The organism is Amycolatopsis sp. WAC 01416 (assembly GCF_003947485.1).
Taxonomy (GTDB): Bacteria; Actinomycetota; Actinomycetes; order Mycobacteriales; family Pseudonocardiaceae; genus Amycolatopsis.
The window spans coordinates 59,838-82,951 of sequence record NZ_QHHX01000018.1 but is presented as its reverse complement, the minus strand read 5'-3'; the positions used below and the strand labels follow the sequence as shown (position 1 = coordinate 82,951).

At 69.4% G+C, this 23,114-nt stretch carries 20 protein-coding genes; 3 read left to right on the top strand and 17 right to left on the bottom strand.

What is annotated here, in order from left to right; genetic code table 11:
- Positions 1-30: 30 nt before the first annotated feature.
- The 10 genes from DL990_RS40645 to DL990_RS40600 form a co-directional block, all read right to left on the bottom strand.
- The gene (locus DL990_RS40645) at positions 31-1,089 is read right to left on the bottom strand and encodes a M48 family metallopeptidase (protein ID WP_125787897.1); all 1,059 of its coding nucleotides are present in this window, start codon (positions 1,087-1,089) and stop codon (positions 31-33) included.
- Between the two features lie 46 nt (positions 1,090-1,135).
- Positions 1,136-1,741, bottom strand: coding sequence for a DUF2567 domain-containing protein (locus DL990_RS40640; protein WP_125801832.1), 606 nt, complete (start codon positions 1,739-1,741; stop codon positions 1,136-1,138).
- Between the two features lie 153 nt (positions 1,742-1,894).
- A complete protein-coding gene (locus DL990_RS40635; RefSeq protein ID WP_125787899.1) occupies positions 1,895-2,098 on the bottom strand; it encodes a hypothetical protein in 204 nt (67 codons plus the stop codon).
- Positions 2,085-3,101, bottom strand: coding sequence for a biotin synthase BioB (gene bioB, locus DL990_RS40630; RefSeq protein WP_125787900.1), 1,017 nt, complete (start codon positions 3,099-3,101; stop codon positions 2,085-2,087). The genes DL990_RS40635 and bioB overlap by 14 nt, the downstream gene beginning before the upstream one ends.
- A gap of 84 nt (positions 3,102-3,185) precedes the next feature.
- Complete coding sequence (bioD, locus tag DL990_RS40625) at positions 3,186-3,908, bottom strand: dethiobiotin synthase (RefSeq protein ID WP_125801831.1); 723 nt, start codon at positions 3,906-3,908, stop codon at positions 3,186-3,188.
- A gap of 48 nt (positions 3,909-3,956) precedes the next feature.
- Positions 3,957-6,161: a bifunctional SulP family inorganic anion transporter/carbonic anhydrase gene (locus tag DL990_RS40620; RefSeq protein WP_125787960.1), complete on the bottom strand. Its 2,205-nt coding sequence runs from the start codon at positions 6,159-6,161 to the stop codon at positions 3,957-3,959.
- A 256-nt stretch (positions 6,162-6,417) separates the two neighbouring features.
- Positions 6,418-8,676, bottom strand: a complete 2,259-nt coding sequence (locus DL990_RS40615; protein ID WP_125801830.1) for a bifunctional SulP family inorganic anion transporter/carbonic anhydrase — start codon at positions 8,674-8,676, stop codon at positions 6,418-6,420.
- Between the two features lie 239 nt (positions 8,677-8,915).
- Positions 8,916-10,196, bottom strand: a complete 1,281-nt coding sequence (locus tag DL990_RS40610) for an adenosylmethionine--8-amino-7-oxononanoate transaminase (RefSeq protein ID WP_125787903.1) — start codon at positions 10,194-10,196, stop codon at positions 8,916-8,918.
- Positions 10,197-10,221: 25 nt separating this feature from the next.
- A complete protein-coding gene (locus DL990_RS40605; protein WP_125801829.1) occupies positions 10,222-11,427 on the bottom strand; it encodes a cytochrome P450 in 1,206 nt (401 codons plus the stop codon).
- Between the two features lie 25 nt (positions 11,428-11,452).
- On the bottom strand, positions 11,453-11,806 hold the full coding sequence (locus DL990_RS40600) for an SRPBCC domain-containing protein (protein WP_125801841.1): 354 nt from the start codon (positions 11,804-11,806) through the stop codon (positions 11,453-11,455).
- A gap of 124 nt (positions 11,807-11,930) precedes the next feature.
- On the opposite strand from DL990_RS40600, the gene DL990_RS40595 reads away from it, so the two are divergent.
- A complete protein-coding gene (locus DL990_RS40595) occupies positions 11,931-12,554 on the top strand; it encodes a uridine kinase (RefSeq protein ID WP_125787905.1) in 624 nt (207 codons plus the stop codon).
- Positions 12,555-12,558: 4 nt separating this feature from the next.
- Here DL990_RS40595 and DL990_RS40590 read toward each other — a convergent pair whose 3' ends face one another.
- The 4 genes from DL990_RS40590 to DL990_RS40575 all read right to left on the bottom strand — a co-directional run bounded on the left by DL990_RS40590 (position 12,559) and on the right by DL990_RS40575 (position 17,229).
- Positions 12,559-13,716 (bottom strand): glycosyltransferase family 4 protein, encoded by a 1,158-nt coding sequence (locus DL990_RS40590; RefSeq protein ID WP_199746802.1) that lies wholly within the window; start codon positions 13,714-13,716, stop codon positions 12,559-12,561.
- A gap of 77 nt (positions 13,717-13,793) precedes the next feature.
- Positions 13,794-14,846 carry an NlpC/P60 family protein gene (locus DL990_RS40585; protein WP_199746801.1) on the bottom strand — a complete coding sequence of 351 codons (1,053 nt, stop codon included), beginning with the start codon at positions 14,844-14,846 and terminating at the stop codon, positions 13,794-13,796.
- 445 nt (positions 14,847-15,291) lie between these two features.
- The gene (locus DL990_RS40580; protein WP_125787906.1) at positions 15,292-15,534 is read right to left on the bottom strand and encodes a hypothetical protein; all 243 of its coding nucleotides are present in this window, start codon (positions 15,532-15,534) and stop codon (positions 15,292-15,294) included.
- Positions 15,535-15,840: 306 nt separating this feature from the next.
- Positions 15,841-17,229, bottom strand: a complete 1,389-nt coding sequence (locus tag DL990_RS40575; protein WP_125787907.1) for an NYN domain-containing protein — start codon at positions 17,227-17,229, stop codon at positions 15,841-15,843.
- Positions 17,230-17,325: 96 nt separating this feature from the next.
- Here DL990_RS40575 and DL990_RS40570 point away from each other — a divergent pair, with 96 nt between their 5' ends.
- On the top strand, positions 17,326-19,047 hold the full coding sequence (locus tag DL990_RS40570) for a DEDD exonuclease domain-containing protein (protein WP_125801828.1): 1,722 nt from the start codon (positions 17,326-17,328) through the stop codon (positions 19,045-19,047).
- A gap of 39 nt (positions 19,048-19,086) precedes the next feature.
- A complete protein-coding gene (locus DL990_RS40565; RefSeq protein ID WP_005154220.1) occupies positions 19,087-19,371 on the top strand; it encodes an Lrp/AsnC family transcriptional regulator in 285 nt (94 codons plus the stop codon).
- A gap of 95 nt (positions 19,372-19,466) precedes the next feature.
- Here DL990_RS40565 and DL990_RS40560 read toward each other — a convergent pair whose 3' ends face one another.
- From DL990_RS40560 to DL990_RS40550, 3 genes are read right to left on the bottom strand one after another with little or no spacing between them, the layout of a single operon-like run.
- On the bottom strand, positions 19,467-21,134 hold the full coding sequence (locus DL990_RS40560) for a cytochrome bc complex cytochrome b subunit (protein WP_125787909.1): 1,668 nt from the start codon (positions 21,132-21,134) through the stop codon (positions 19,467-19,469).
- Positions 21,131-22,264, bottom strand: coding sequence for a ubiquinol-cytochrome c reductase iron-sulfur subunit (locus DL990_RS40555; protein WP_125787910.1), 1,134 nt, complete (start codon positions 22,262-22,264; stop codon positions 21,131-21,133). The genes DL990_RS40560 and DL990_RS40555 overlap by 4 nt, the downstream gene beginning before the upstream one ends.
- On the bottom strand, positions 22,261-23,079 hold the full coding sequence (locus tag DL990_RS40550; RefSeq protein ID WP_125787911.1) for a c-type cytochrome: 819 nt from the start codon (positions 23,077-23,079) through the stop codon (positions 22,261-22,263). Before DL990_RS40550 ends, DL990_RS40555 begins: the two co-directional genes overlap by 4 nt.
- Positions 23,080-23,114 lie beyond the last annotated feature (35 nt).

Below are 23,114 nucleotides of genomic sequence, written 5' to 3'. Positions count from 1 at the left end.
GAAGGGGCCTTTCATAGCACGCGCGAGACGCTACTTACCCGACTCCGGCGCCGACTCCTCGTCCGGACCGTTGCCCCCGCCGAACTTGCTCCATACCTTGCCCGCCGCACCGGACACCGCCTCGCCGACGTCACTGAACACCTTCGTCAGCGGGTCGGCCGAGCTGTTCCAGGAATCCTTGTACGACTTCGCGGCCGATTTCAGGTCGTCGGTCCAGGTGGACGACGGCGCGTCCGCGTCGCGGCGCGGGTACTCGCCGGCCAGGATCCCCCGGTAGTCCTCCGACGCGGCCCACTTCTGCAGTTGCGCGGCGCGCACGACGGCCAGCGGATGCGACATCGTCTCGACGTAGCGCAGCTTCAGGTAGCTGTCGCGGATGTCCTCGACCGACTCGTATTCCGCCGCCTGCTTCAGGAAGGCCGGGATGTCGATCTTCGACGGGTCGATCCCGCCCGCGACGAGGATCTGCGAGCGCAGCGCCGCCGTCGGGTCCTGCGAGCACAGCAGTCCGGCGCGGTCGCAGGACAGTTCGGCCTTGCGGTACCACTCGCGCAGCGCGGCGATGACGACGCGGATGCCGATCGCGCTCACCGGCGTCCACGACATCGACATCTGGAGATTGATCAGCCGCAGCAGGATCGTGCGGTACACCGCGTGCCCGGACAGCACGTGCCCCATCTCGTGCCCGATCACGAATCGCAGCGACGCGAGGTCCATCGCCTCGACGGCCGCGGTGTTGAGCACGATGAACGGCTCGTCCATGCCGATCGTCTGCGCGTTGACCTCGGGGCTGCGGGCGACGAACAGGTTCGGCACGCGGTCGAGGTCGAGTGTCTCGGCGCATTCGTTGCGCAGCTTGTCCAGCTCCGGATACTGCGTCGGCCCGACCCGGATTCCGGACGCGAGCGCCATGAGCCGCTCGCCGCGTTCGGCGTAGAAACCGGAAACCGCCTTCACGACCTGCGCGAATCCGGGAACCGCGCGCAAGGTGGCCAAGGCGCCACGGTCGACGGGGTGTTCGTAGGCGCGCGGGCTGATGCCCGGGAAGCGGACGGCGTTGTGCCGGGAAACCTCGATGTCGTCGGTCAAGAGTAAGCCCCCTAGAGAAGTTGCCGCCCACCCTAGAGGAAATTCGTCAGCCGAGACGGCGACCCAGGTCTTCCCGGCCGTTCCACGCGGTCAGCAGCGTGTAGACCAGCGTGGTCATCAGCGGCGCGGCGAGCATGATCCACGGGGATTCGATCTGCGGCGCCTTCGCGATGACGTCGCCGACGGCGGGCGTCGAGGCGATCTCGTAGCGGCCGTTGGCGAACGCGACCCCCATCGTCGTCCCCAGCCAGCCCGCGAGGGTCGCGCCGCCGGTCGCGGCGATCAGCACGACCGGGCCGCGGCGCTCCCGCAGCATCCAGGTCACGATGCCGATCAGCAGCCCGACGCCGAGCGCCAGGAAACCGTAGACGGCCAGGTCGTCGAAGCGGTGCCAGCTCTCCAGTTCCAGCGGGGCGAGGCCGCCGCGGTCGTTGATCACCCGCATCCGCTGGGGTGGCGCGAGCCGCGCCCACAGCCAGGCCAGCGGGAAGCCGAGCAGTCCCGCCGTGGACAGGACGCTCACCGCCGGCAGCAGGTCGGCCTTGACGACGACCTTGGGGAACGGGCGGCGCGGCCTCGGCAGCACGGGCACCGACCAGGGGTCGGGCACGCTGGAAGACAGGTGCGCCGGTTTACCGGTCGTCTCGCCCAACCCCGGACTCCTCCCTCGAACTGCTTGTGCAGAGCGTAACCAATGACGCCCCCAGCGCACGCGACCCGCCGCGCATCTCCCGCTATTCGTCATCCGGTTGCGGTAGTTGCGCGTGCAACTACCGCAACCGGATGACGAATAGCGGGCGGGTGGTCAGCCGGCGAGTTCACCATGACGGCTGCACTTGGCCGTCCAGCCCACCGGGGTGATCTGGACGACCATCCGCCGCGCGCAGTACGTGCAGTAGCGCGGCGGTTCGAGTGCCGTTCTCGGGTTGTGACAAGCGGGGTGTTCCGCGCCACCGTCGGACGGCTGTCCACAGTGGACGCAGAACGCGGGCGGGTCAGAGGACGTCACTGATCGCCTTCACCGGCATCTTCAGCTCGTCGAGCATCTCCAGGTCCGCGGTGGCCGGACGGCCGAGGTTGGTCAGGTAGTTGCCGACGATGATCGCGTTGATGCCGCCGAGCATGCCCTGCTTGGTGCCGAGGTCGCCGAAGGTCAGCTCACGGCCGCCGGAGAAGCGGAGCAGCGGGCGGGGCATCGCCAGCCGGAACGCGGCCACGGTGCGCAGCGCGTCCTTGCCCTCGACGATCTCGTATCCCTCGTACGGCGTACCCGGCTGCGGGATGAGGAAGTTCATCGTGCACTCGTCGGGGTTCAGCTCGGCCAGCTGCGCGGCGAACTCGGCGCGCTGCTCGATGCTCTCCCCCATGCCGATGATGCCGCCGCAGCAGACCTCCATGCCCGCCTCGCGGATCATGCGCAGGGTCTCCCAGCGCTCTTCCCACGTGTGCGTGGTGACGACGTTCGCGAAATGCGAGCGCGCGGTCTCCAGGTTGTGGTTGTAGCGGTGCACGCCCATCTCGACGAGCTCGTCGACCTGCTCCTGGGTGAGCATGCCGAGCGAGCAGGCGATCTGGATGTCGTTGCCGTCCTCGCGGATGGCCTTGATCCCCTCGCGGACCTGCGAGAGCAGCCGCTTGTCGGGGCCGCGGACGGCGGCGACGATGCAGAACTCGGTCGCGCCGGTCTCCGCGGTCTGGCGGGCGGCCTTGACCAGGCCGGGGATGTCCAGCCACGCCGAACGCACCGGCGTCGGGAACCGACCGGACTGCGAGCAGAAGTGGCAGTCCTCGGGGCAGCCGCCGGTCTTGAGGCTGATGATGCCCTCGACCTCGACCTCGGGGCCGCACCAGCGCATCCGGACCTCGTGGGCCAGCGCCAGCAGGTCGGTCAGGTGGTCGTCGTCGAGCCGCAGGACTTCGAGGATCTGCTCTTCGGCGAGTCCGACACCACGCTCGAGGACCTGGTCGCGCGCCACGGCGAGGATGTCGACGGTCTCCGGGGCTGTGGTCACGGGGCGGCTCCTGTTCGGGGTGGGGCGGTGAAGCAAAGGCACATCATCGTGCACGACCGGGCGCCTCGGCCACAGCGACGCAGGTCACTTCTGGGCCGACGCCTGGCCGACGAAGCATTCCGGGTCGAACTCCCCGCCGAACCACGGCGAGAGGCCTGCCCTGGCCTGGTCCGCGAACTCCTCGGGAGTGGCCGTGCCCAGCCCGGCGGGCAGCACGCCCAGCAGCGGGGCACCGGCGGCGACCGGCAGGTCACGCAGGTTCGACACCGCCGCCAGATCCGGCTCCTCCGGCCACGAGCCGATGATCACCCCGGCCACGGTGAGTCCGCGTTTGGTCGCGACCTCGGCGGTCAGCGCGGTCGCGTTGAGCGTGCCCAGCCCGGCCTCGGCCACGAGGATGACCAGCGCACCGAGTGACCACGCGACGTCGGCCAGCGTGGCCCCGGCGGCGTCGAACCGGACCAGCAGGCCGCCCGCGCCCTCGATCAGGGTGAGGTCGTGTTCGCCGTCGAGGTCGCTCGCCGCGGCGGCGATCTCACTCGGGCCGAGCGTCGGCAGTCCCGAGAGCCTGGCCGCCGCCTCCGGCGACAGCGGATCCGGGTATCTCCGCAGCTCACGGGTGGTGACCGGACCGGCGAGCCGGAGCACGTCGTCGAGATCACCCGGCTCGTCCGGGCCGACCCCGGTCTGCGCCGGTTTCAGCACGGCGACGCGTTGGCCCTGACCGGCGGCCAGCGCGGCGATGGCGGCGGTGGAGATCGTCTTGCCGACACCCGTACCGGTGCCGGTCATGACCAGCATGCTCACGTGCGATGAATGTAGTGGGTCGGTCTACAGGGAGGCTGAACGGGACCGTCAGCTCCCCTGTTCGGGTACGGCGGCGACGGCGCCGACCGGCGTGAACGCCGGGCTCTCGTCGTCCGACAGGTAGACCTGCGCCGCCCCGACGTCGAAGTACATCCCGGTCAGGTGCAGTTCGCCGCGTGCCTCCGCCTCGGCGATCAGCGGATAGTGGCGCAGGTGCTCCAGCTGCTGAAGCACGTTCTGTAGCGCCAGCCGGTCGACGTGCCTGTCCGGGCGTTCGCCGTCGAGGGTCACCGGGACGTCGCGACGCGCGCTCGGCTCGGCGTGCCGCAACCAGGACGCCAGCATCGGCGCGCCGTCGGGGGCGCCGGTGGCCAGCGCCTGCATCGCGCCGCAGCCGGAGTGCCCGCAGACCACGATCTCGCGCACCTTCAGCACGCCGACGGCGAACTCGACCGTGGCACCCATCGACGGGTCGGCCCGGCGAGCGGGCACCAGGTTGCCGATGTTGCGGACGGTGAACAGGTCACCGGGGCCGCTCGTGGTGATCATGTTCGGCACGATCCGCGCGTCGCCGCAGGTGATGAACAGGGTGTGCGGCGACTGGCCGCCTGCCAGCTTGCTGAGCGCGGGTTGCATGAGCGCGGCCGTGCGCCGCTGGAACTCGGTCGCCCCGCGCAGTGTCGGCCCGCCGCGCTGTCCGGGCACCTCGACGTCCTTCGCCTGCCAGTCGGACCACGGCGCGAGGAACCGCGGCACCGAACGCATCGCGGCCGTCCTGGTCAGCGTGGGATCGCCGGATTTGCCGTTGGCGAACCACGGATGCCCGATCTCGTCGACGGTCACCTGCCCACCGGAGCGTTCGTGCGCCTGCTGCCAGTTCGAAAGACTCTCGAAAGCGGCATGGTCGAGGTAGTCGACGACCAACTCCAGGGTCACCTTCGCGCCGTCGGGCACGGTCGCGAGCACGCGGCTGAGCCTCGGCACCGAGAGGAACGTCAGGACACCTTCGACGACGACGCGCCATTCGCCACCGTCGCGTTCGGCGTGAATCCCGGACCACACGGTGCGCCGCAGCATCAGCAGCACCGAAAGCGCGATACCGAGCAGCACGCCGGTGAGCAGGTCGAAGACGACGACACCGGCGAGTGTCACCACGTACAGCCCCAGATCACCGTGTTTGAGGACCTGCTTCATATGGCCGGGGTTGACCAGTTTCGCGCCGACGTGGACGAGCAAGCCCGCCAGCGCCGCGAGCGGGATGTTCTGGATCAGCCCGGCGAACACGGCGACGAACACCAGGATCCAGACGCCGTGCAGGATCGCGGACACCCGGGTGCGGGCGCCGGCGACGACGTTGGTGGAGCTGCGGACGATCACGCCGGTGACCGGGAGCCCGCCCAGCGCGCCGGAGGTCATGTTCGCGGCGCCTTGTCCGATCAGTTCGCGGTCGAGGTTCGACCGCGGTCCGGTGTGCATCTTGTCGACGGCGACGGCCGACAGGAGGCTTTCCACGCTGGCGATCAGCGCGATGGTGATGACCGCGACAGCGAACGCGCCCCAGCCCGCGTCCGGGAATTCGGGCGCGAAGCGGATGTTGAGCAGGTCACCCGGCAGGTCGACGCGGGGCAGGGTCATCCCGGTGGCGACGGACAGCACGGTCACCAGCGCGATCGCGGCGAGCGGACCGGGCACCTTGCGGACGGACGCGGGAAGCCGAGGCCACAGCAGCAGGATCCCGATGGTGAGCACGCCGATCAACGCGGCGGTGTCGTGGTGGCCGACGATCTGCGCCGGCAGTTCGGCGATGTTCTTGAGCGCCGAGCTCTGGGCCGTTCCGCCCAGTACGACATGGAGCTGGCCGAGGACGATCGTGACGCCGATACCGGCGAGCATGCCGTGGACGATGGCAGGCGAGATCGCGAGCGCCGCGCGGGCGATGCGGCTCAGCCCGAGCAGGATCTGGAGCGCGCCCGCGGCGACGGTGATCGCGCAGGTGGTCGCCCAGCCGAAGGTCGCGATGGTTTCGGCCATGATCACCGTCAACCCGGCCGCCGGACCACTGACCTGAAGCGGGGAGCCGCCGAGGGCTCCGGCGACCACACCTCCCACCACGGCGGCGATCAACCCCGCGACGATCGGCGCCCCCGACGCGAGAGCGATCCCGAGTGAAAGCGGCACGGCGACGAGGAACACCACCAGCGAGGCGGGCAGGTCGTGCCGGAGCACGGCGAGAGGTTTTTTGATGATCACCATCATGATCACCAGGTAACTGGTGAATTGTCCGATATGCACCACCTGATCGAGTGAATATCACCCTACCGTCGGGTGGCGTGGCCCACTTTCGGTCCGGCTTGTTGCCCGGAGATGTCCTCCGCGTTGCGAAAAGCCTTACGTACTCCCGAATCCTGGGATGTATCGGTCGGCCGCCCGGCCAACTCGACCGATGTCCGTGAAGGCCTCCTTGAGGGACCCTGGGTCCCTCAAGGAGGCCTTCACGGACTTCCGGAGGCTAAGAGCCGACCGGGGTCGTGGCCGAGGTGAACGACCGCGGCACCTCGTCGAGCAGGGACACGTTCGCCTCGCCGACGTCGAAGTACATACCCGTGAGCCGGAGTTCGCCACGCGCCAGCGCCGCGTCGACGACCGGATACGAGCGCAGGTTTTCCAGTTGCTGCACCACGTTGTGCAGGGCGAGCTGATCACTTTCGTGCGCGGGACGGGCACCGTCGAGCAGCACCGGTCCCTCCCTTTCCCTGCGCCGCAAGGTTTCCTCGCCGTGGCGTAGCCAGCCGGCGAGCTGCGTGAGCCCAGCGGGCGCGTCCCCGAGCAGCGCCTTCATCGCGCCGCAGCCGGAATGCCCGCACACCACCACTTCCCGCACCCGCAGCAGCCCGACGGCGTACTCGATCGCCGCCCCCACGGAGAAATCCGCGTCGGCACCGGCGTGCGGGACGAGGTTTCCGATGTTCCGCACGGTGAACAGGTCTCCCGGACCGCTGGTGGTGATCAGGTTCGGCACGATCCGCGCGTCGCCGCAGGTGATGAACAGGGTGTGCGGCCGCTGCCCGTTCGCCAGCCCGTCCCAGGTGCTCCGCAGCAGCGGCGCCGTCCGCCGCTGGAACTCCGAAGCACCACGGCACAACGGGACACTTCCGCCACGCTGACTCGGCAGTTCGAGGTGTTCGGCCTGCCATTGCGACCACGGCGCGAGCCAGCGCGGCACCACCCGTGACGCGACGCCGCGGCGCACGGTCGGCACGCCCGCCTTGCCGCGTCCGAACCACGGATGCCCGATCTCGTCGACGACCACGGTGCCCCCGGCGCGTTCGTATGCGCGCTGCCAGCCGCGCAGGCAGTCGAAAGCGGCGTGGTCGAGGTAGTCGACGAACAGTTCCAGCGTCACCTCGGAACGCCCGGGGACCGCGGCCAGCACGCTCGTGAGCCTTGGCACGGAAAGGAAAGTGAGCGCGCCTTCGATGACGACGCGGGTCCGCGGACCGTCCGGTTCGACGTGGATCCCGGAGAACAGCGTCCGGCGCAGCATCAGCGCGAGCGCCACCACGATCCCCGCGGCGACGCCGGTGAGCAGGTTGACGGCGACCGCGCCGAGCAGGGTCGCGAGGTAGACCGGCAGGTCGCCGTGGCGGCGGACCTCACGAAGATTGGTGAGGTTGACCAGTTTGGCGCCGACGTAGACGAGGAGACCGGCGAGCGCGGCGAGCGGGATCACCCGCAGCGCGCCCGCCAGGAACAGGCAGCAGCCGAGGATCCAGGCGCTGTGCAGGATCGCCGACATCCTGGTCCGGGCGCCCGCTTCGAAGTTGGTCATGGTGCGCACGACGACGCCGGTGACCGGGAATCCGCCGAGCGAACCGGCCGCGGCGTTCGCCAGGCCCTGTCCGATCAGTTCACGATTGAGGTCGGTGCGCGGCCCTTCTCGCAGTTTGTCGATGGCGACGGCGGAAAGCAGGCTCTCCAAGCTGGCGATGAGCGCGATGGAGAGGACGGCGGCGATGATCGCCGCCAAGGATCCGGACGGCACCTCGGGGACGAAACCCAGCCCCGGCAAGCCGTTCGGGAGGTCGACGCGCGGCAGGTCCATCCCGGCCGCGACGGAAAGGCCGGTCGCGAGCGCGACGGCGGCGAGCGGACCGGGGACGCGGCGCACCGAAGCCGGCATCCTGGTCCACGCCAGCAGGACGCCGACGGTGACGACGCCGATCAGCGCGGCCTGGTCGTGGTGCCCGACGATCCGGCCCGGCAGCGCGAGGATGTTCGCGATCGTGGAGCCTTGCGCCGCTCCGCCGAGCACGACGTGCAACTGGCCGAGGACGAGGATCAACCCGATCCCGGCGAGCAGGCCGTGCACGATGGCAGGCGAGATCACCAGCGTGGCGCGTGCGACGCGGCAGACGCCGAACACGATCTGGACCACACCCGCCGCGGCGGTCATCGCGCAGGTGGCCGCCCAGCCGAAGGTCGAGATGGTCTCCGCGATGACGATGGTCAGCGCGGCGGAAGGACCGCTGACTTGCAGGGCGGAGGCGCCGAAGAGGCTCGCGACGACTCCGCCGACGACGGCGGAGATGAGTCCGGCGAGCAAGGGGGCTCCGGCGGCGTGTGCGACGCCGAGCGAGAGCGGGACCGCCACGAGGAAGACGACGACCGAAGCCGGGAGGTCGTGGCGAAGGTTCTTCAGGAGGGTCGATGCGGGATTGCGGCGGCCCGGGGGCCCGGTGTCGTGCTCGTCACCAACGAAGTCGATCATGGGGGCAGGAAACCCGATCGTCGCGCAAAAGTCCGCTACGCAAAGGTTTCTCAGGTTTGCTTGTGCACCAGGGAACTAGGACGTAACACCTTTTTGCGACAAAGCACCCGAGACGGGTCTCGATCGGACTCGCCCGTTCGCCTTACCAAGATCAACTCATGACCACGCTCTGTACCGAGCGTGGCCTTCCCGGTTTCCTGTGGCCACGGTCACACTCTTTGGGTTGAATTTCGCCGTTTTTACGCTTTTCGTGCGGCCGAGACCATTGCGGAAGTGATCGCGGCGAGGTCGTCCGCCTCGGAGATGTAGGGCGGCATCGTGTAGATCAGGTTCCGGAACGGACGCAGCCAGACCCCGTTCTCCGTGAGGACCTCGGTCGCCACCGCCATGTCCACGGGATGGTCCAGTTCCACCACGCCGATGGCGCCGAGCACCCGCACGTCGGCGACCGAGGACAGTTCACGAGCCGGTTCGAGCCCGGCCTTCAGCGCGGCCTCGATCCGAGGAACGTCGGACTTCCAGCCGCCTTCGGCCAGGATCCCCAGCGACGCGTTGGCGACGGCCGAGGAAAGCGGATTCGCCATGAACGTCGGGCCGTGCGCCAGCACCGGCAGCTCACCGCGCGAGATCCCGTCGGCGATCTCCGGCGTGCACAGCGCCGCCGCCATCGTGAGGTAACCACCGGTCAGCGCCTTGCCGAGGCATAGGACGTCCGGCGTGACACCGGCGTGTTCGGCGGCGAACATCGTGCCGGTGCGGCCGAAACCGGTGGCGATCTCGTCGAAGATGAGCAGGACGTCGTTGGCCTCGGTGAGCTCGCGCAGCGCGCGCAGATACGCGGGCGGGTGGAACCGCATGCCGCCGGCGCCCTGTACGACCGGCTCGACGATGATCGCGGCCAGTTCGCCCGCGTGCCGTTCGATCTCGGTCGCGAGCAGGTCGAGGTACGCCGGATCCGGTTCGTCGGCGAAACCACCCGGCGGCTTGGGCAGGAACAGCTGGTCCGGCAGGATCCCGCGCCACAGGGCGTGCATCCCGCCCTCGGGGTCGCAGACGCTCATCGGCGTGAACGTGTCGCCGTGATAGCCGCCGCGCCAGGTCATCAGGCGCCGCTTTTCCTTGCGCCCCACCGACTGCCAGTACTGCAGGCACATCTTGACGGCGACCTCGACCGACACCGACCCCGAATCGCACAGGAAGACGTGCCGCAACCCGTCCGGGGCGAGGTCGACCAGGGTCTTCGCCAGCCTGATGGCCGGTTCGTGGGTGAGCCCGCCGAACATCACGTGACTCATCCGGCCCGCCTGCTCGGCCAGCGCCGCGTCCAGCACCGGGTTCCGGTAGCCGTGGATCGCCGCCCACCAGGACGACATGCCGTCGATCAGTTCGCGGCCGTCGTCGAGGGTGAGCCGGACCCCGCTCGCCTCGCGTACGAGCAGGGAATCGATCGTGCTCGGCATCGGCCCGTACGGGTGCCAGACGTGTTCCGCGTCGAGCGCGAGGAGTTCGGCGGCGTCCATCCGGCGACCCTACGACACACCCCGCTCAGCACAGGCGGACAGGGAGGGTTTCCAGGCCGTGGACCAGGGTGCTTTCCCGCCACCGCAAGGCTTCCGGAGCGGCGTCCAGGCTCAGGGCCGGGAACCGCTCCAGCAGTCCTCGCAGGGCGATCTCGGCCTCCAGGCGGGCCAGCGGGGCGCCGACGCAGTAGTGGATCCCGTGCCCGAACGCGAGATGCCCCGACGCCGGCCTCGTGACGTCCAGCCGGTGCGGGTCCTCGAACTTCGCGGCGTCCCGGTTCGCACCGAGCAGGGAGACGAGCACGAATTCGCCCGCCGGGATCTCGACGTCACCGATCTGGACGGGCTCGCGGGTGAACCGGATGGTCGCCAGGTGGATCGCGCCGTCGTAGCGCAGGAACTCCTCGACCGCCCCGGGCAGCAGGGCGGGATCGGCCTGGAGCGCGGCCAGCTGTCCCGGTTCACGAAGCAGCGCGAAAACGCTGTTCGCGATCAGGTTGACCGTCGTCTCGAACCCCGCCACCAGCAGCAGGAAGGCCATGGCCAGCAATTCGTCCGCGGACAGCGAATCGCCTTCGTCGCTGGCGTGGATCAGACCCGAAAGCAGGTCGTCGGCGGGTTCGGCGCGCTTCTCCTCGATGAGTTCGACGAGATACGCGTGCATCTTCGCCGCCGCGGCCTGGAGTTCCTCCGGCGTCGACCAGGCGACCATCGTGTTCGACCACTTCGCGAACGCCGGCCGGTCACCCGCGTGCACGCCGAGCAGTTCACAGATCACCCGGATCGGCAACGGAACGGCGAAGGCGGGCAGGAGGTCGACGCGTTCGGCGTCGCCGATGCCGTCCAGCAGTTCCGCGGTGATCTGCTCGATCCTCGGCCGCAGCCGGGAAACGGTGCGTGCGGTGAAGGCCTGGTTGACCAGTTTGCGCAGCCGCGTGTGGTCCGGCGGATCCGTGTTGAGCATATGCCCGCCGAGCGCGCGGACCGCGCTGTCGGCCGCGGATTCGAAGCCGTCGCGTTCGAAAAGCCGCCGGATGGCCGCCGGATCCTTGCCGACGCGGGAATCCGAGAGGATCGCGCGGGCCTCGGCGTATCCGGTGACGATCCAGACGTCCAGGCCACGCGGCATCCGGACCTTGCGGGCCGGGCCTTCCGCACGCAACAGCGCGGAGATCCGGTGTGGTTCCTGGACGAGATCCCCGGCCAGGTCGTGCACGTCGGTCGACTGCATCGGTACGCCTCCCCCGGCGCGCCGGTCAGCGTTCGGCCAGCGCGGCCACCACTCGCTCGGTCACTTCGGTCCAGTATGCCCGCTGTTCTTCGCGCTCGTCGGCGCCCGCGAGCCATTCCTGGTGGAAACGGAGCGTGGTCTTCTGTTCGGTGCCGCTCACCGTGATCTGCAGGGTCGAGTCGTGGTCCCAGTCCTTCGGCCGCCAGGTCAGGCGGAGTTTGTCGCCTTCGGAACGGCCGCGGATCTCGCCGGTGGTCCCGTTGGCCGTCTCGTACGCCGCACCCAGCTCACGACCGAGTTCGGCACCCGGGCCGAGCCAGATCCCCACACCCTCACGTCCGACCAGGAAGTCCCACACCTGCGTGCTGGTGTACGGCACGGTCTGGGAAACGCCTACCTGCCAACCACTTCCGGCTGTTTTGGCCGTTGCTTTCGCCACCGGGCCATCATCCCATCGGGTGTACCGTGCGACAGTCACCGGTCCGGGTGGAGGATCTCTTTCCGTGCGCTACCGTCCGATTTCTCCCGCTCTGCTCGTCTCGGAACTGACCGAACGCATCACGGCGATCACAGGCCGCCGCCGGATCGCGGTCGCCGTCGACGGCGCGGCCGGTGCGACCAACACCACAGAACTCGCCGACGCCCTGGTCGATCCCCTGCGGATCGCCGGTCACGCGGCGTTGCGGATCTCGGCGAAAGACTTCCTCCGCCCCGCCTCGCTGCGTTTCGAACGCGGCAAACAGGATCCGGACTCGCGCTACAGCGACTGGCTCGACCTCGGCGCCCTGCGCCGCGAGGTGCTCGACCCGCTCGCCGAGGACGGCAGCGGACTGGTCCTCCCGTCGCTGTGGGATCCGGTCCGCGATCGCGCCACCCGCGCCGAACGTGTCGAGCTGCCCGAAGGCGGTGTCGTCCTGCTGGACGGTGAGTTCCTCTTCGGCGCGGGGCTCGCTTTCGACCTGAGCGTGCACCTGTGGCTCTCGCCCGCCGCGCTCAAGCGGCGGGTGCCGGACGCATGGGCGCTCCCCGCCTACGAGCGCTACGAACGGGAAGTCGACCCGGCGGCGCTGTCCGACGTGGTGGTCCGCGTCGACGATCCGAAGCACCCGGCGCGCTACGAACCCTGACTCCTCAGCGCACGGCCGCGACGGGATCGCCGTCGAGCAGCCCGGAAAGCCTGCCCGCCATGGTGTCCCATCGCCAGTTCTCGCCGACCCATTCACGACCGGCGGCCCCCATGCGCCGCGCCCGCACCGGATCCGCCAGCAACGCGGCCAGCGTCTCTCGCAGCTGCTGCTCGTCGCGGCCGTCGACGACGTGCCCGGTGACCTCGTCCAGCACCGTTTCCGGCGCGCCCCCGGAATTCCCGGCGACGACCGGCAGCCCGGACGCCGAAGCCTCCAGGTACACGATGCCCAGGCCCTCGACGTCGAGTCCCTTCCCGCGCGTCCGCGCCGGCATCGCGAAGACGTCACCCGCGTTGTAGTGCGCGGGCAACTCCTTCCACGGCACCGATCCGGTGATGACGACGCTGTCCTCGACCCCCATCGCCTCGACGAGCCCGGTGAGCGTCTTGCGGTACGGGCCGCCGCCGACGAGCAGCAGCGCCACGTCCGGGATCCGCTTGCGGAGTTCGGGCAGGATCTTGATCAGCATGTCCTGGCCCTTGCGCGGCACCAGCCGCGAAACGCAGACGATCGTCGGACGGTCGCCGAGGCCGTGCCGCTCGCGGATTTCCTTGCCCGCGGCCGGGTCCGGCCGGTAGAGCGCGGTGTCGACACCGCACGGGAGCATCTCCAGCCCCGCCATCGGGCCGAAGGCGGCCGAAAACCGGGAGCGTGTGTACTTGCTGACGTAGGTGATCACGTCGACGGTGTCGCCGATCCGGCGCAACGCCTGCCGCGAACCCGGAAGCATCGACCAGCCGACCTCGTGGCCGTGTGTCGACGCCAGCACCCGGCGGGCGCCCGCGGCCCGCAGCGGCTGTCCGAGCAACGCCAGCGGCGCGGCCGCGCCGAACCAGACGGCCTCGCAGTCGCGGGCCCGCATGATCTCCTTCGCCCGCTTGAGCACGTCCGGTGTCGGCAGCATCAGGGACGTCGGATGGCGCACCACCTCGAACGGGGCGGCGGCGTCGAACTCGCCGTGCGAACCGGTGCTCGATTCCCAGGACGGGGCGTAGACGACGAGGTCGTCCGCGGGCAAGCGGGTGGCCAGCGAGTTCAGGTAGTTCTGGATGCCGCCGGGCCGGGGCGGGAAGTCGTTGGTCACCAGCAGGGTCCTCAGCACCTCTGCAGGCTACTTGGCCCTCCGCATGCGAAAGGGGCGGCACCGCTCGCGCGGTACCGCCCCATCCGGGTGTTCGATCAAGCGGTCGGGCGACGAGCCCCGACGTAGTTGTTCTGCAGCGGCGACACCTTGACGACGTCACCGGTGGTCGGCGCGTGCACCATCATGCCGTTGCCGACGTACATGCCGACGTGCGAGACCGGCGAGTTGTAGAACACCAGGTCGCCCGGCTGGAGCTGCGCCCTCTGCACCGGAGCGCCGAAGGTGGACTGCTGACGGCTCGACCGCGGCAGGGTGAGCCCGGCCTGCTTGTACGCCCACAGCATCAGACCCGAGCAGTCGAACGACGAGGGGCCGACGTCGCCCCAGCCGTACGGGCTGCCGAGCTTGCTCTTCGCCGCCGAGAGGGCCGCCGCCGCGGCGGGACCCGGAGCGGGCAGGTTCGGGAACGCGCCGCCCTTGTCCTTCTGGGCGTTGCGGTCCGAGGTGCTCAGGTTGCCGCTGGCCCGCTGAATCTCCTTGAGCTGGTCGTTCAGCGTCTTCTGGCGCGCCTCGATGTCCGTGGTCAGCTTGGCGGCCGTGTCACGAGCGGCGGTCGCCGTGTTCTGGGCGTCAGCCGCTTGCTTCGCCGCGGCCGCGGCCTGGGCGACGGCACCGCTCAGGTTGGTCAGGGCGGTGTTCTTGTTCGCGGCGAGGACCTCGAGCGCCGAGGAGCGCTCCAGGAAGTCCTGGGTCGACGCGCCCGACAGCAGCGACGACAGCTTGTTCAGCTGCACACCGCTGGTGAAGGAGGCACCGGCGAACTTGTTCACCTCGGCCTGGAACGTCTTCTCGTCACCGGCCGCCTTGACACCGAGGTCCTTGGCGGCGGCGGCGTCTGCCGTGGCCTTGTCGAGTTCTGCCTGCTTCGCGGCGAGATCGTCCTTCGCCTTGAGGAGGTCTTCGTTTGCCTTCTCCGCCTGTGCCGCGAGGTCGCGGTACTTGGCGAGAGCGTCCGAACCGGACGGGGGCTGTTGGAGGGCGGGGGCTGGGGCAGCAGTGGCAGCAGGCTGGGCGACCGTTACGGCGGTGATCACCGCGGCCGCGGCCAAAGCTCCTGACACCACGCGCTTGACTGGATGCGACTGCACGGTCGCGCGTGTCTCCTTTGCTGTCGGCCACCGACTCAGAACCCGGGACGAAGAGGTCGGGGGCCCTCTTCCGCGAAGCCGCGACGCCGACCGTGAGGCCCGCGCGGTTCCCCGCGTTCCCGCCGTCCGCCTGGCCGAGTGCTATCGCAACAGGTTTGGCGTACGGCTGGTTCTGGCGCAACTCCCCGACAAAGCTGCTTCAGTGGCGATCCCGTGTCGCCGTCTGGCGACGACTTCCGGCCACGAGATCTCGGACAGGTTACGAAACCACAGGCACCACGTCCACCATGGCAGGCGCAAAAACTCTCCGTGATGCGCCGAAACACCTTCGGACCAGCATGAGCGGAAAGGTGTGACAGGCGTTACATCCTGGGGCTGGTCACGACTACCTACCGTTCACCCGATCGGATCGACCACTCGTCGAATGCCCCGGTCGTGGCGTGTCTCAGGCGGATTTCCGGCGCTCCTGCCCCACGATTTCGACCATCCGGAGACGCGGGACCATCCCGGCTTCCGCGAGCGCGTCCACCGCCCTCCGCTCGTCGGCGTCCCATTCGAGCGCGGGCGGCGCGCCGAGAAGGACGCTGACGACACAGTCATGACATGCGTCACCGCGGACCGCGCACCGGTCGCAATCGATGACGAAGGTCTCTATATCCGCTATATCGGCGATGGCCTTGCCGTCCATCTCGACTCCTCACTTTCAGTGGTGAGGTGCACATTAAGAGCGACCACCGACAGTTTCGGCCTCGTGAGTGGCAAGGACGGTCATTGAGGGGTAAGGCGAGTGTCGTGCCGTCGAGCGACATGATCGCCGGGCGAGGAACGCTCACCGGAGTCAAGGGTGGCTTAGGTACCTACCGCCGGTGCGCGGGTGGCGGTTTCCCGTGATCGAACGGACGACACACGTGTCAGGAGGGACGACACGCGTGATTGGACGGTCGGTCACGTGACATCGCCGGTCAAGACTCACGAGGCCACGCCCTACCGCATGTCAGACCCGGCTGAGCCGCGACACCAGTACCGCGGACGGCACCGGATGCGCGCCCTTGCGCCGCACCGAGTCCGCCACCGCGCGGTCCGTGCTCGCGACCACCATCGGCCGTCCCGGCGGCTCGGCCGCGACCAGGGACCGGATGACGTCGTCCGCGAGGACGCCGCGTTCGGAGAACAGCACCCGAACCCCGCGCGGCACGGCCGCGGGCACGGAGAGCACGCCGGCGCCGTCGAACACCACGGTGACCTCGGCCGAAGTCCGCGCGGCGAGCGCGGAAAGCTGGTGGATCAGCCGGTCGCGCTGATCGGAAAGCGCCAGTTCCGGGTAGCCGGTCTTCGTGACGTTGTAGCCGTCGACGATCAGGTGCACGTTGGGCAGCGCGAGATGCCGGTCGAGCGCGGTGACGTCCTGGATCTTGCCGCCCGCCCCGAGGCCCGACGTCGCGCCGCGGACCATGTCCGCCGGGCGCTGGCCCCGCGCGCTCACCGAAAGCTCCCGGCGGAGCCCGCCGACGGCGCCTTCGATGGTGTCCAGAAGCAGCCCGAGCCTGACCTCGTCGGCCTGACGCGCCTCGCGGGCGGACTGACGGGCGATCTCGGCGTCGGTGACGGCCTTCTCCGCGCGCGTCCGCTCGGCCGCGACCCGCTGCTTCTCGCGGTCCAGCTGGGCCTTCAGTGCCTTGATCTCCACGGCGCTCTCGGCGCCGCCGCTCTCCAGTTCGGCGCGAGCCTCGGCGACCGCGTCCTTGGCCTGACGCAGCTGGACACCTTGCTCTCGCAAGCGCTTCAACAGTTTTTCGACCTCGGCCTCGCGTTCGCCCCGCGCGCCGCCGGCGATCTCCTTGGCCTCGCGCAACTCTTCGCGCAGCTGCGCCAGTTCGGCCTCGAGCCGCTGGTTGCGGGCCAGCGCGGCATCGCGTTCGGCGCGCAACGCCGTCTCCTCGGCGTTCTTCGCCACCAGCCGGACCCGTCCGGCCGCACCGGCCTCGCCAAGGAGCACGGCGGCGGCCGCGGCAGCGACGGAATCGGGGGCGTTCGGGTCGAGAGCGTCCTTGCGGTGGTCGCGCAGCCATTCGGTGACCGCGACCCGGAACTGCGAAGACTCCCCCAGCGCGGCGAGCAACGCCGCCCCGCCGAGTTTCGCGCGTTTCGCCGGGGCGAACTTCGCGACCGGGCGCAGCTGCCTCGGCACGTCGGCGACCGGCAGTTTGCCGACGGCGGCGGCCGCCAGCTCGGCGATCCGCTCCCGCACGGTCTCCGGCAAGGACGTCCAGCCTTCGGCCGGTACCTCTTCGGACGGCTCCTCCGCGCCCGCCGACGCCACGACACCCGAAGGACCACCGGTGGCGTCCTCGGGTGATTCGGGCTCTGCGGGCTGCGGTTGCATCGCTCCAGCGTAGGCCCCATGGCCTCGGGGCGCGCTGGATGGGACGGCGTGCGGCGTTCCCGGGATTGTCGGTGCCCACCCCTACTGTGCCCGACCATGGACACCGGACGGCGGCCCGGCGCGGCGCAACTCGCCTTCGACGAGCTCGGAACCCCTTTGCGGGACACCACTTTCGTCGTATTCGATCTGGAGACCACCGGGACGAAACCCGGTCCGGACGGGATCACCGAGATCGGCGCCGTCAAGGTCCGCGCGGGCGAGATCGTCGGCGAGTTCGCCACCTTCGTCAATCCGGGGATGCCGATCCCGCCGCAGATCGTCGAGCTCACCGGCATCACGAGCGCGATGGTCTACGACGCTCCCCGCATCGAGCGTGTGCTGCCCGCGTTCCTCGAGTTCATCTCCGGTGCCGTGCTGGTGGCGCACAACGCCCCCTTCGACACCGGTTTCATGCGTGCGGCCTGCGAGGGCCACGGCTACCGCTGGCCCAAGGCGGCCGTCGTGTGCACGGTCCGGCTCGCCCGCCGGGTCATCTCCCGCGACGAGACCCCCAGCTACCGGCTTTCCGCGCTGGCCGCGCTGTTCGGGGCGCGCACGACACCGAACCACCGTGCGCTCGCGGACGCGCGCGCCACCGTCGACGTCCTGCACGCACTGCTCGAACGCGTGGGCAACCTCGGCGTCCACACCCTCGAGGAGCTGCTGGACTACCTGCCCGAGGTGACGGCGGCCCAGCGCCGCAAACGGTCGCTGGCCGAGCACCTGCCGTCGAGGCCCGGCGTCTACCTGTTCCGCGGCCCGAGCGACGAGGTCCTCTACGTCGGGACGTCGTCCGACCTCCGCCGCCGGGTCCGGCAGTACTTCACCGGATCGGAGAGCCGAGGACGGATCCGGGAGATGGTCGCGCTGGCCGAGCGGGTCGACGCGGTCGAATGCGCGCACGCGCTGGAGGCCGCTGTCCGGGAGCTCCGGCTGATCGCCGCCCACCGGCCCATGTACAACCGCCGTTCCAAGAACCCACGGCACGCCTGGTGGGTCGCGCTGACCGAGGAGGCGTTCCCCCGCCTCTCGGTGGTCCGCATGCCGCGAGACGGGATGCTGGGGCCCTTTCGCACCCAGACCGACGCCCGCTCGGCCGCGGACACCCTCGCCGGCGCCTCGGGGCTGCGGACGTGCACCCAGCGGATCTCGGCCACCGCGCCGAACGGAACGCCCTGTGTCCTCGCCGAACTCGGACGCTGCGGAGCGCCGTGCGCCGGGCAGCAGACGATCGAGGCGTACCGGCCGAGTGTGCTGGCGGTGTCCGGGCTCATCGCCGGGACGGACGGACGTCCGCTGCGAGCCGCCGCCGAGCAACTCGCCCGGCTTTCCGCGGCGGAGCACTACGAACAGGCCGCCCAGCATCGCGATCAGCTGGCCGGGCTGATCCGCGCGGTCGGCCGGGCGCACCGGCAGGCGGCTCTCGCGGGCATCCCGGAATTGATCGCCGCCGGGCCGGACGGGAAAGGCGGCTGGGAACTGGCCGTGATCCGGTACGGCAGGCTCGCGTCGGCGGGTGTCGCACGACGCGGGGTACCGCCGATGCCGGTGGTCGAGATGCTCGTGGCCTCGGCGGAGACGGTCATCCCCGGCCCCGGCCCGCTCTTCGGCGCGATCCCGGAGGAGATCCAGATCCTCCTGCGCTGGCTGACCCGACCGGGTGTCCGGCTCGTGCGCACGACGCAGCCCTGGGCGGAGCCCGCCGCCGTGGCGGGCGGCTGGCAGGAGTGGCTCGACCTGGCGTCGAGCGCGACGGCACTCGAACGCGTGGCGGGCTAGGATTCCGGCACCGGATTCATTGACGTAGGAGGCGCTGTAGTGATCACCGCGATCGTGCTGATCCAGGTCGAGGCCGATGCCATCCCCGAGGCGGCACAGGCGATCGCGGACATCGAGGGGGTCCGCGAGGTCTACTCCTGCGCGGGCGACGTCGATCTGATCGCCTCGGTCCGCGTCGCGGCCCACGAGGATCTCGCGGATCTGATCCCGGCGAAGATCGGCAAGGTCCCCGGCGTGCTGAGCACGGTCACGCACATCGCGTTCCGCTCGTACTCGAAGGCCGACAGCGAGTCGGCGTTCGACATCGGCGTCGAAGGCGCCTGAGCCTCTCTCCCTGAAGCGCGTGCCCCGAAGTACATGAAGGCCCCCTTCCTTGCGTCAGGCGCAAGGAAGGGGGCCTTCATGTACTTCTTCCCGGGCTAGTGCCCGGAGGTGATCTCCTTGCGCTCCTGCGAAGGCTCGCCACCGATGTCGTCGACCTTGCCGTTGCCGTGCCCGTTGGACCGGGCGCGCTCCAGCGCGATCGTCTCCTCGACCGGGTCCGGGGACCAGGTCGAACCGGCGACGGCGTGCCCCGCCGAGCCGAGCTTGTTCATCTTCTTCGGTACCGACGCGCCCTGGTACTCGAGCGGGATCGCGTGGCCGTGGTCGTCCACCGGGCCGAGCGGCTGGTGGATCTCGATGAACTCACCGTGCGGCAGGCGCTTGATGATGCCGGTTTCGACACCGTGTTCGAGCACCTCGCGGTCGGCCCGCTGGAGGCCGAGGCAGATCCGGTAAGTGATGTAGTACGCGATCGGCGGCAGCAGCAGGACACCGATCCGGCCCGCCCACGTCGTCGCGTTCAGCGAGATGTCGAAGGCGAACGCGATGATGTCGTTGAAGCCCGACAGCATGATGACCGCGAAGAACGTCAGGGCCATGATGCCCAGCGAGGTCCGCACCGGGACGTCGCGCGGACGCTGCAGCAGGTTGTGGTGCGCGGTGTCCTTGGACAGCTTTCGCTCGATCCACGGATACATCACCAGCAGGCCGATCAGCAGTGGCATCCCGACCGCGCCGGGGAAGAACACCGCCGGGACCGTGTAGTTCCCGAGGTAGAGCTCCCACGCGGGCCAGATCCGCAGCATGCCGTCGGCCCAGGCCATGTACCAGTCCGGCTGCGAACCCGCCGAGACCTGCGCCGCGTTGTACGGGCCGATGTTCCAGATCGGGTTGATCTGGAAGAGGCCCGACATCAGCGCGATGACGCCGGTGACCAGCGCGAAGAACGCACCGCCCTTGAGCGCGAAGACCGGCATGATGCGGACGCCGACGACGTTGGTCTCCTTGCGGCGCACGCCGGGGAACTGCGTGTGCTTCTGGTACCAGACCAGCGCGAGGTGCGCGGCCACCAGACCGAGCATGATGCCCGGCAGCAGCAGGATGTGGATCGTGTACAGGCGCGGGATGATCTCGTTGCCGGGGAACTCCCCGCCGAACAGCGCCCAGTGGATCCAGGTGCCCATGACCGGCACCGAGAGCACGATGCCCGACAGGGTCGCGCGGATACCGGTACCGGAGAGCAGGTCGTCCGGGAGCGAGTAGCCGAAGAAGCCTTCGAACATGCCCAGGACCAGCAGCAGCGCACCGATGACCCAGTTCGCCTCACGCGGGCGGCGGAACGCGCCGGTGAAGAAGATCCGGAACATGTGCACCATCATCGAAGCCACGAAGATCAGCGCGGCCCAGTGGTGCAGCTGGCGGACGAACAGACCACCGCGGACGTCGAACGAGATGTCCAGCGTGGTCGCGAAGGCCCGCGACATCTCGACGCCCTGCAGGCCGGTGTAGCTGCCGTTGTAGACGACCTCCTCCATGGAGGGGTCGAAGAACAGCGTGAGATAGACACCCGACAGCAACAGGATGATGAAGCTGTAGAGCGCGATCTCGCCGAGCAGGAACGACCAGTGCGTCGGGAACACCTTGTTGAGCTGGTGCCGCATGCCCTTGGCCAGGTGATACCGGTCGTCGGCCCACTTCGCACCAGCGCCCGCGGCCTTCTCGACCGGGTTCGTCCCCTTCGTCGGGGTGGTGAGTGAACTCATGACTTACGCTCCCAAAAGGCCGGTCCGACGGCCTCGTTGAAGTCTCCGCGCGCGATCAGGTAGCCCTCAGAGTCCACTGTAATCGGAAGCTGGGCCAAAGGCCGGGTCGCCGGCCCGAAAATCGGCTTGGCGTAGTGGAGCGCGTCGAACTGGGACTGGTGGCAGGGGCAGAGGATGCGGTTGGTCCGCTGCTCGTACAGGGAGGTCGGGCAGCCGACGTGGCTGCAGATCTTCGTGTACGCGTAGTAGTCGCCGAAGTTGTAGTCCTCCTGGTTCGCCCGCTTGACGACCTTGGCGGCGTCGGTCGGGCGGAGGCGGATCAGCATGACCGGGTTGTCGACGCGTTTGAAGGCGGCCGACAGCGCGTGCTCGTCGTGCTCTTCGGACTTGCGGTACGGGAACACCGTCTCCATCGCGCCCGCGTCGAGGTCCTCGGCCTTGACCAGGGAGATCTCGTGCGGACGGCCGGTGTTGCGGCGCAGGTAGACGACCTCGTCCGGGAAGTTCTTCTTCCAGCCCGAGTGCCACAGGGAGTCGCGGTTCTCGGTGTCCTTCCACGGGTCCTTGATGAAGGACGCGACCGGCAGCGCCGCGACGGCGAGGCCGAGCACACCGGCACCGGCACCCGCGGACCGCTTGATCATCGAACGGCGCGCGATGGTGCTGCGGCTGCCCGAGTCGGCCAGCTGGGCGAGGATGGTGGCCTTGTCGACCTCTTTCGACCCGCCGTCCCCGCGCTCCTGGATCGAGACCTCGGCCGGGATGAACTTCTTGGTGTAGAGGACGGCGCCGACGCCGATGGCGAGCACGGCGACGCCGAGCGTGACACCGAGCAGCGGCGTGTACAGCGTGTACATGGTGTAGCCGGTCTTGCCCGGCTCCTTGTACTCGAACCAGTGCGGCCACGCGAGGAGGACCACGAACGCGAGGCCGGACAGCGCGGCCAGCACGAACCAGAGGGCGACAGCGCGCTCGGCGCGCTTCTCCGCCTTCGTCCCCTCGACCGGCCAGGGCGTCGGGTATTCGACGATCTCGACCCCGTCGAGCGCGGTACCCAGCTTGACCAGCTGGTCGCGATCCATGTCCGCCAATTCCGCCTCTGTCGGCGGCTTCGGCCCTTCGGCGCTCATGCCTTCGATCCAATCCACAACGTCACGCCGATCAGCGCGGCGATCCCGACGATCCACGCGATCGCGCCCTCCGAGGCCGGGCCAAGACCGCCGAGCGAGCTACCGCCAGGGGAGTTCTTCCCGTCACTAACGGATTTCACGAACGCGATGATGTCCTTCTTCTCCTCCGGCGAGAGCTGCCGGTCGGAGAACTTGGGCATGTTCTGCGGCCCGGTGAGCATCGCGGTGTAGATCTGCTCTTCCGTGGCCGGGTCCAGGTTCGGGGCGAACTTGCCCGAGGAGAGCGCGCCGCCGCGGCCGGTGAAGCCGTGGCAGGAGGCGCAGTTGAGGCGGAAGAGTTCGCTGCCGCGCGCGACGTCCTCGCCGCGCAGCGCGTCACCCTTCTCGGTGGGGCGCTGCGCGCCACCGCCGTTGGCCTGGATGTAGGCGCCCAGGGCGTTGATCTCGGCCTCGGACAGCTTCGGCGGCTTCCGCTGCGCCTGGGCTTCCTGGCGGACCGCCGGCATACGGCCGGTGGAGGTCTGGAAGTACACGGCCGCGTCGCCGATGCCGATGAGGCTCGGGCCACGGTCGGTGACACCTTCGAGCTTCGGCCCGTGACATTCGATACACGTGTTGTTGTAGAGCTTCTCGCCCTCGCGCAGGAGGGCGGATTCGCCCTGCGCCTGCGCGGTCTGCGGCTCCGGGGCGAAAACGGCGTACAACCCGCCCACGCTCAGCAGCGCGATCCCGAGCGCCAGCGCGCCGGCGAACCGCCTGCGTGCCTTCGACCGCTTGCGAAAGCGGCGCTCCGTGTTGTTCTTGCTGGAGGTCATCTTGCGGCAACCCTTGCTGTCAGTTCAGGCCGATA

Excerpts from the sequence above, each read along its gene's own strand:
- DL990_RS40610 (WP_125787903.1), bottom strand. The coding sequence starts at position 10,196 with ATGGACGCCGCCGAACTCCTCGCGCTCGACGCGGAACACGTCTGGCAC.
- DL990_RS40575 (WP_125787907.1), bottom strand. The coding sequence starts at position 17,229 with ATGCAACCGCAGCCCGCAGAGCCCGAATCACCCGAGGACGCCACCGGT.
- DL990_RS40605 (WP_125801829.1), bottom strand. The coding sequence starts at position 11,427 with ATGCAGTCGACCGACGTGCACGACCTGGCCGGGGATCTCGTCCAGGAA.
- DL990_RS40550 (WP_125787911.1), bottom strand. The coding sequence starts at position 23,079 with ATGACCTCCAGCAAGAACAACACGGAGCGCCGCTTTCGCAAGCGGTCG.
- DL990_RS40580 (WP_125787906.1), bottom strand. The coding sequence starts at position 15,534 with ATGGACGGCAAGGCCATCGCCGATATAGCGGATATAGAGACCTTCGTC.
- DL990_RS40620 (WP_125787960.1), bottom strand. The coding sequence starts at position 6,161 with ATGGTGATCATCAAAAAACCTCTCGCCGTGCTCCGGCACGACCTGCCC.
- DL990_RS40560 (WP_125787909.1), bottom strand. The coding sequence starts at position 21,134 with ATGAGTTCACTCACCACCCCGACGAAGGGGACGAACCCGGTCGAGAAG.
- DL990_RS40555 (WP_125787910.1), bottom strand. The coding sequence starts at position 22,264 with ATGAGCGCCGAAGGGCCGAAGCCGCCGACAGAGGCGGAATTGGCGGAC.
- DL990_RS40615 (WP_125801830.1), bottom strand. The coding sequence starts at position 8,676 with ATGATCGACTTCGTTGGTGACGAGCACGACACCGGGCCCCCGGGCCGC.
- DL990_RS40570 (WP_125801828.1), top strand. The coding sequence starts at position 17,326 with ATGGACACCGGACGGCGGCCCGGCGCGGCGCAACTCGCCTTCGACGAG.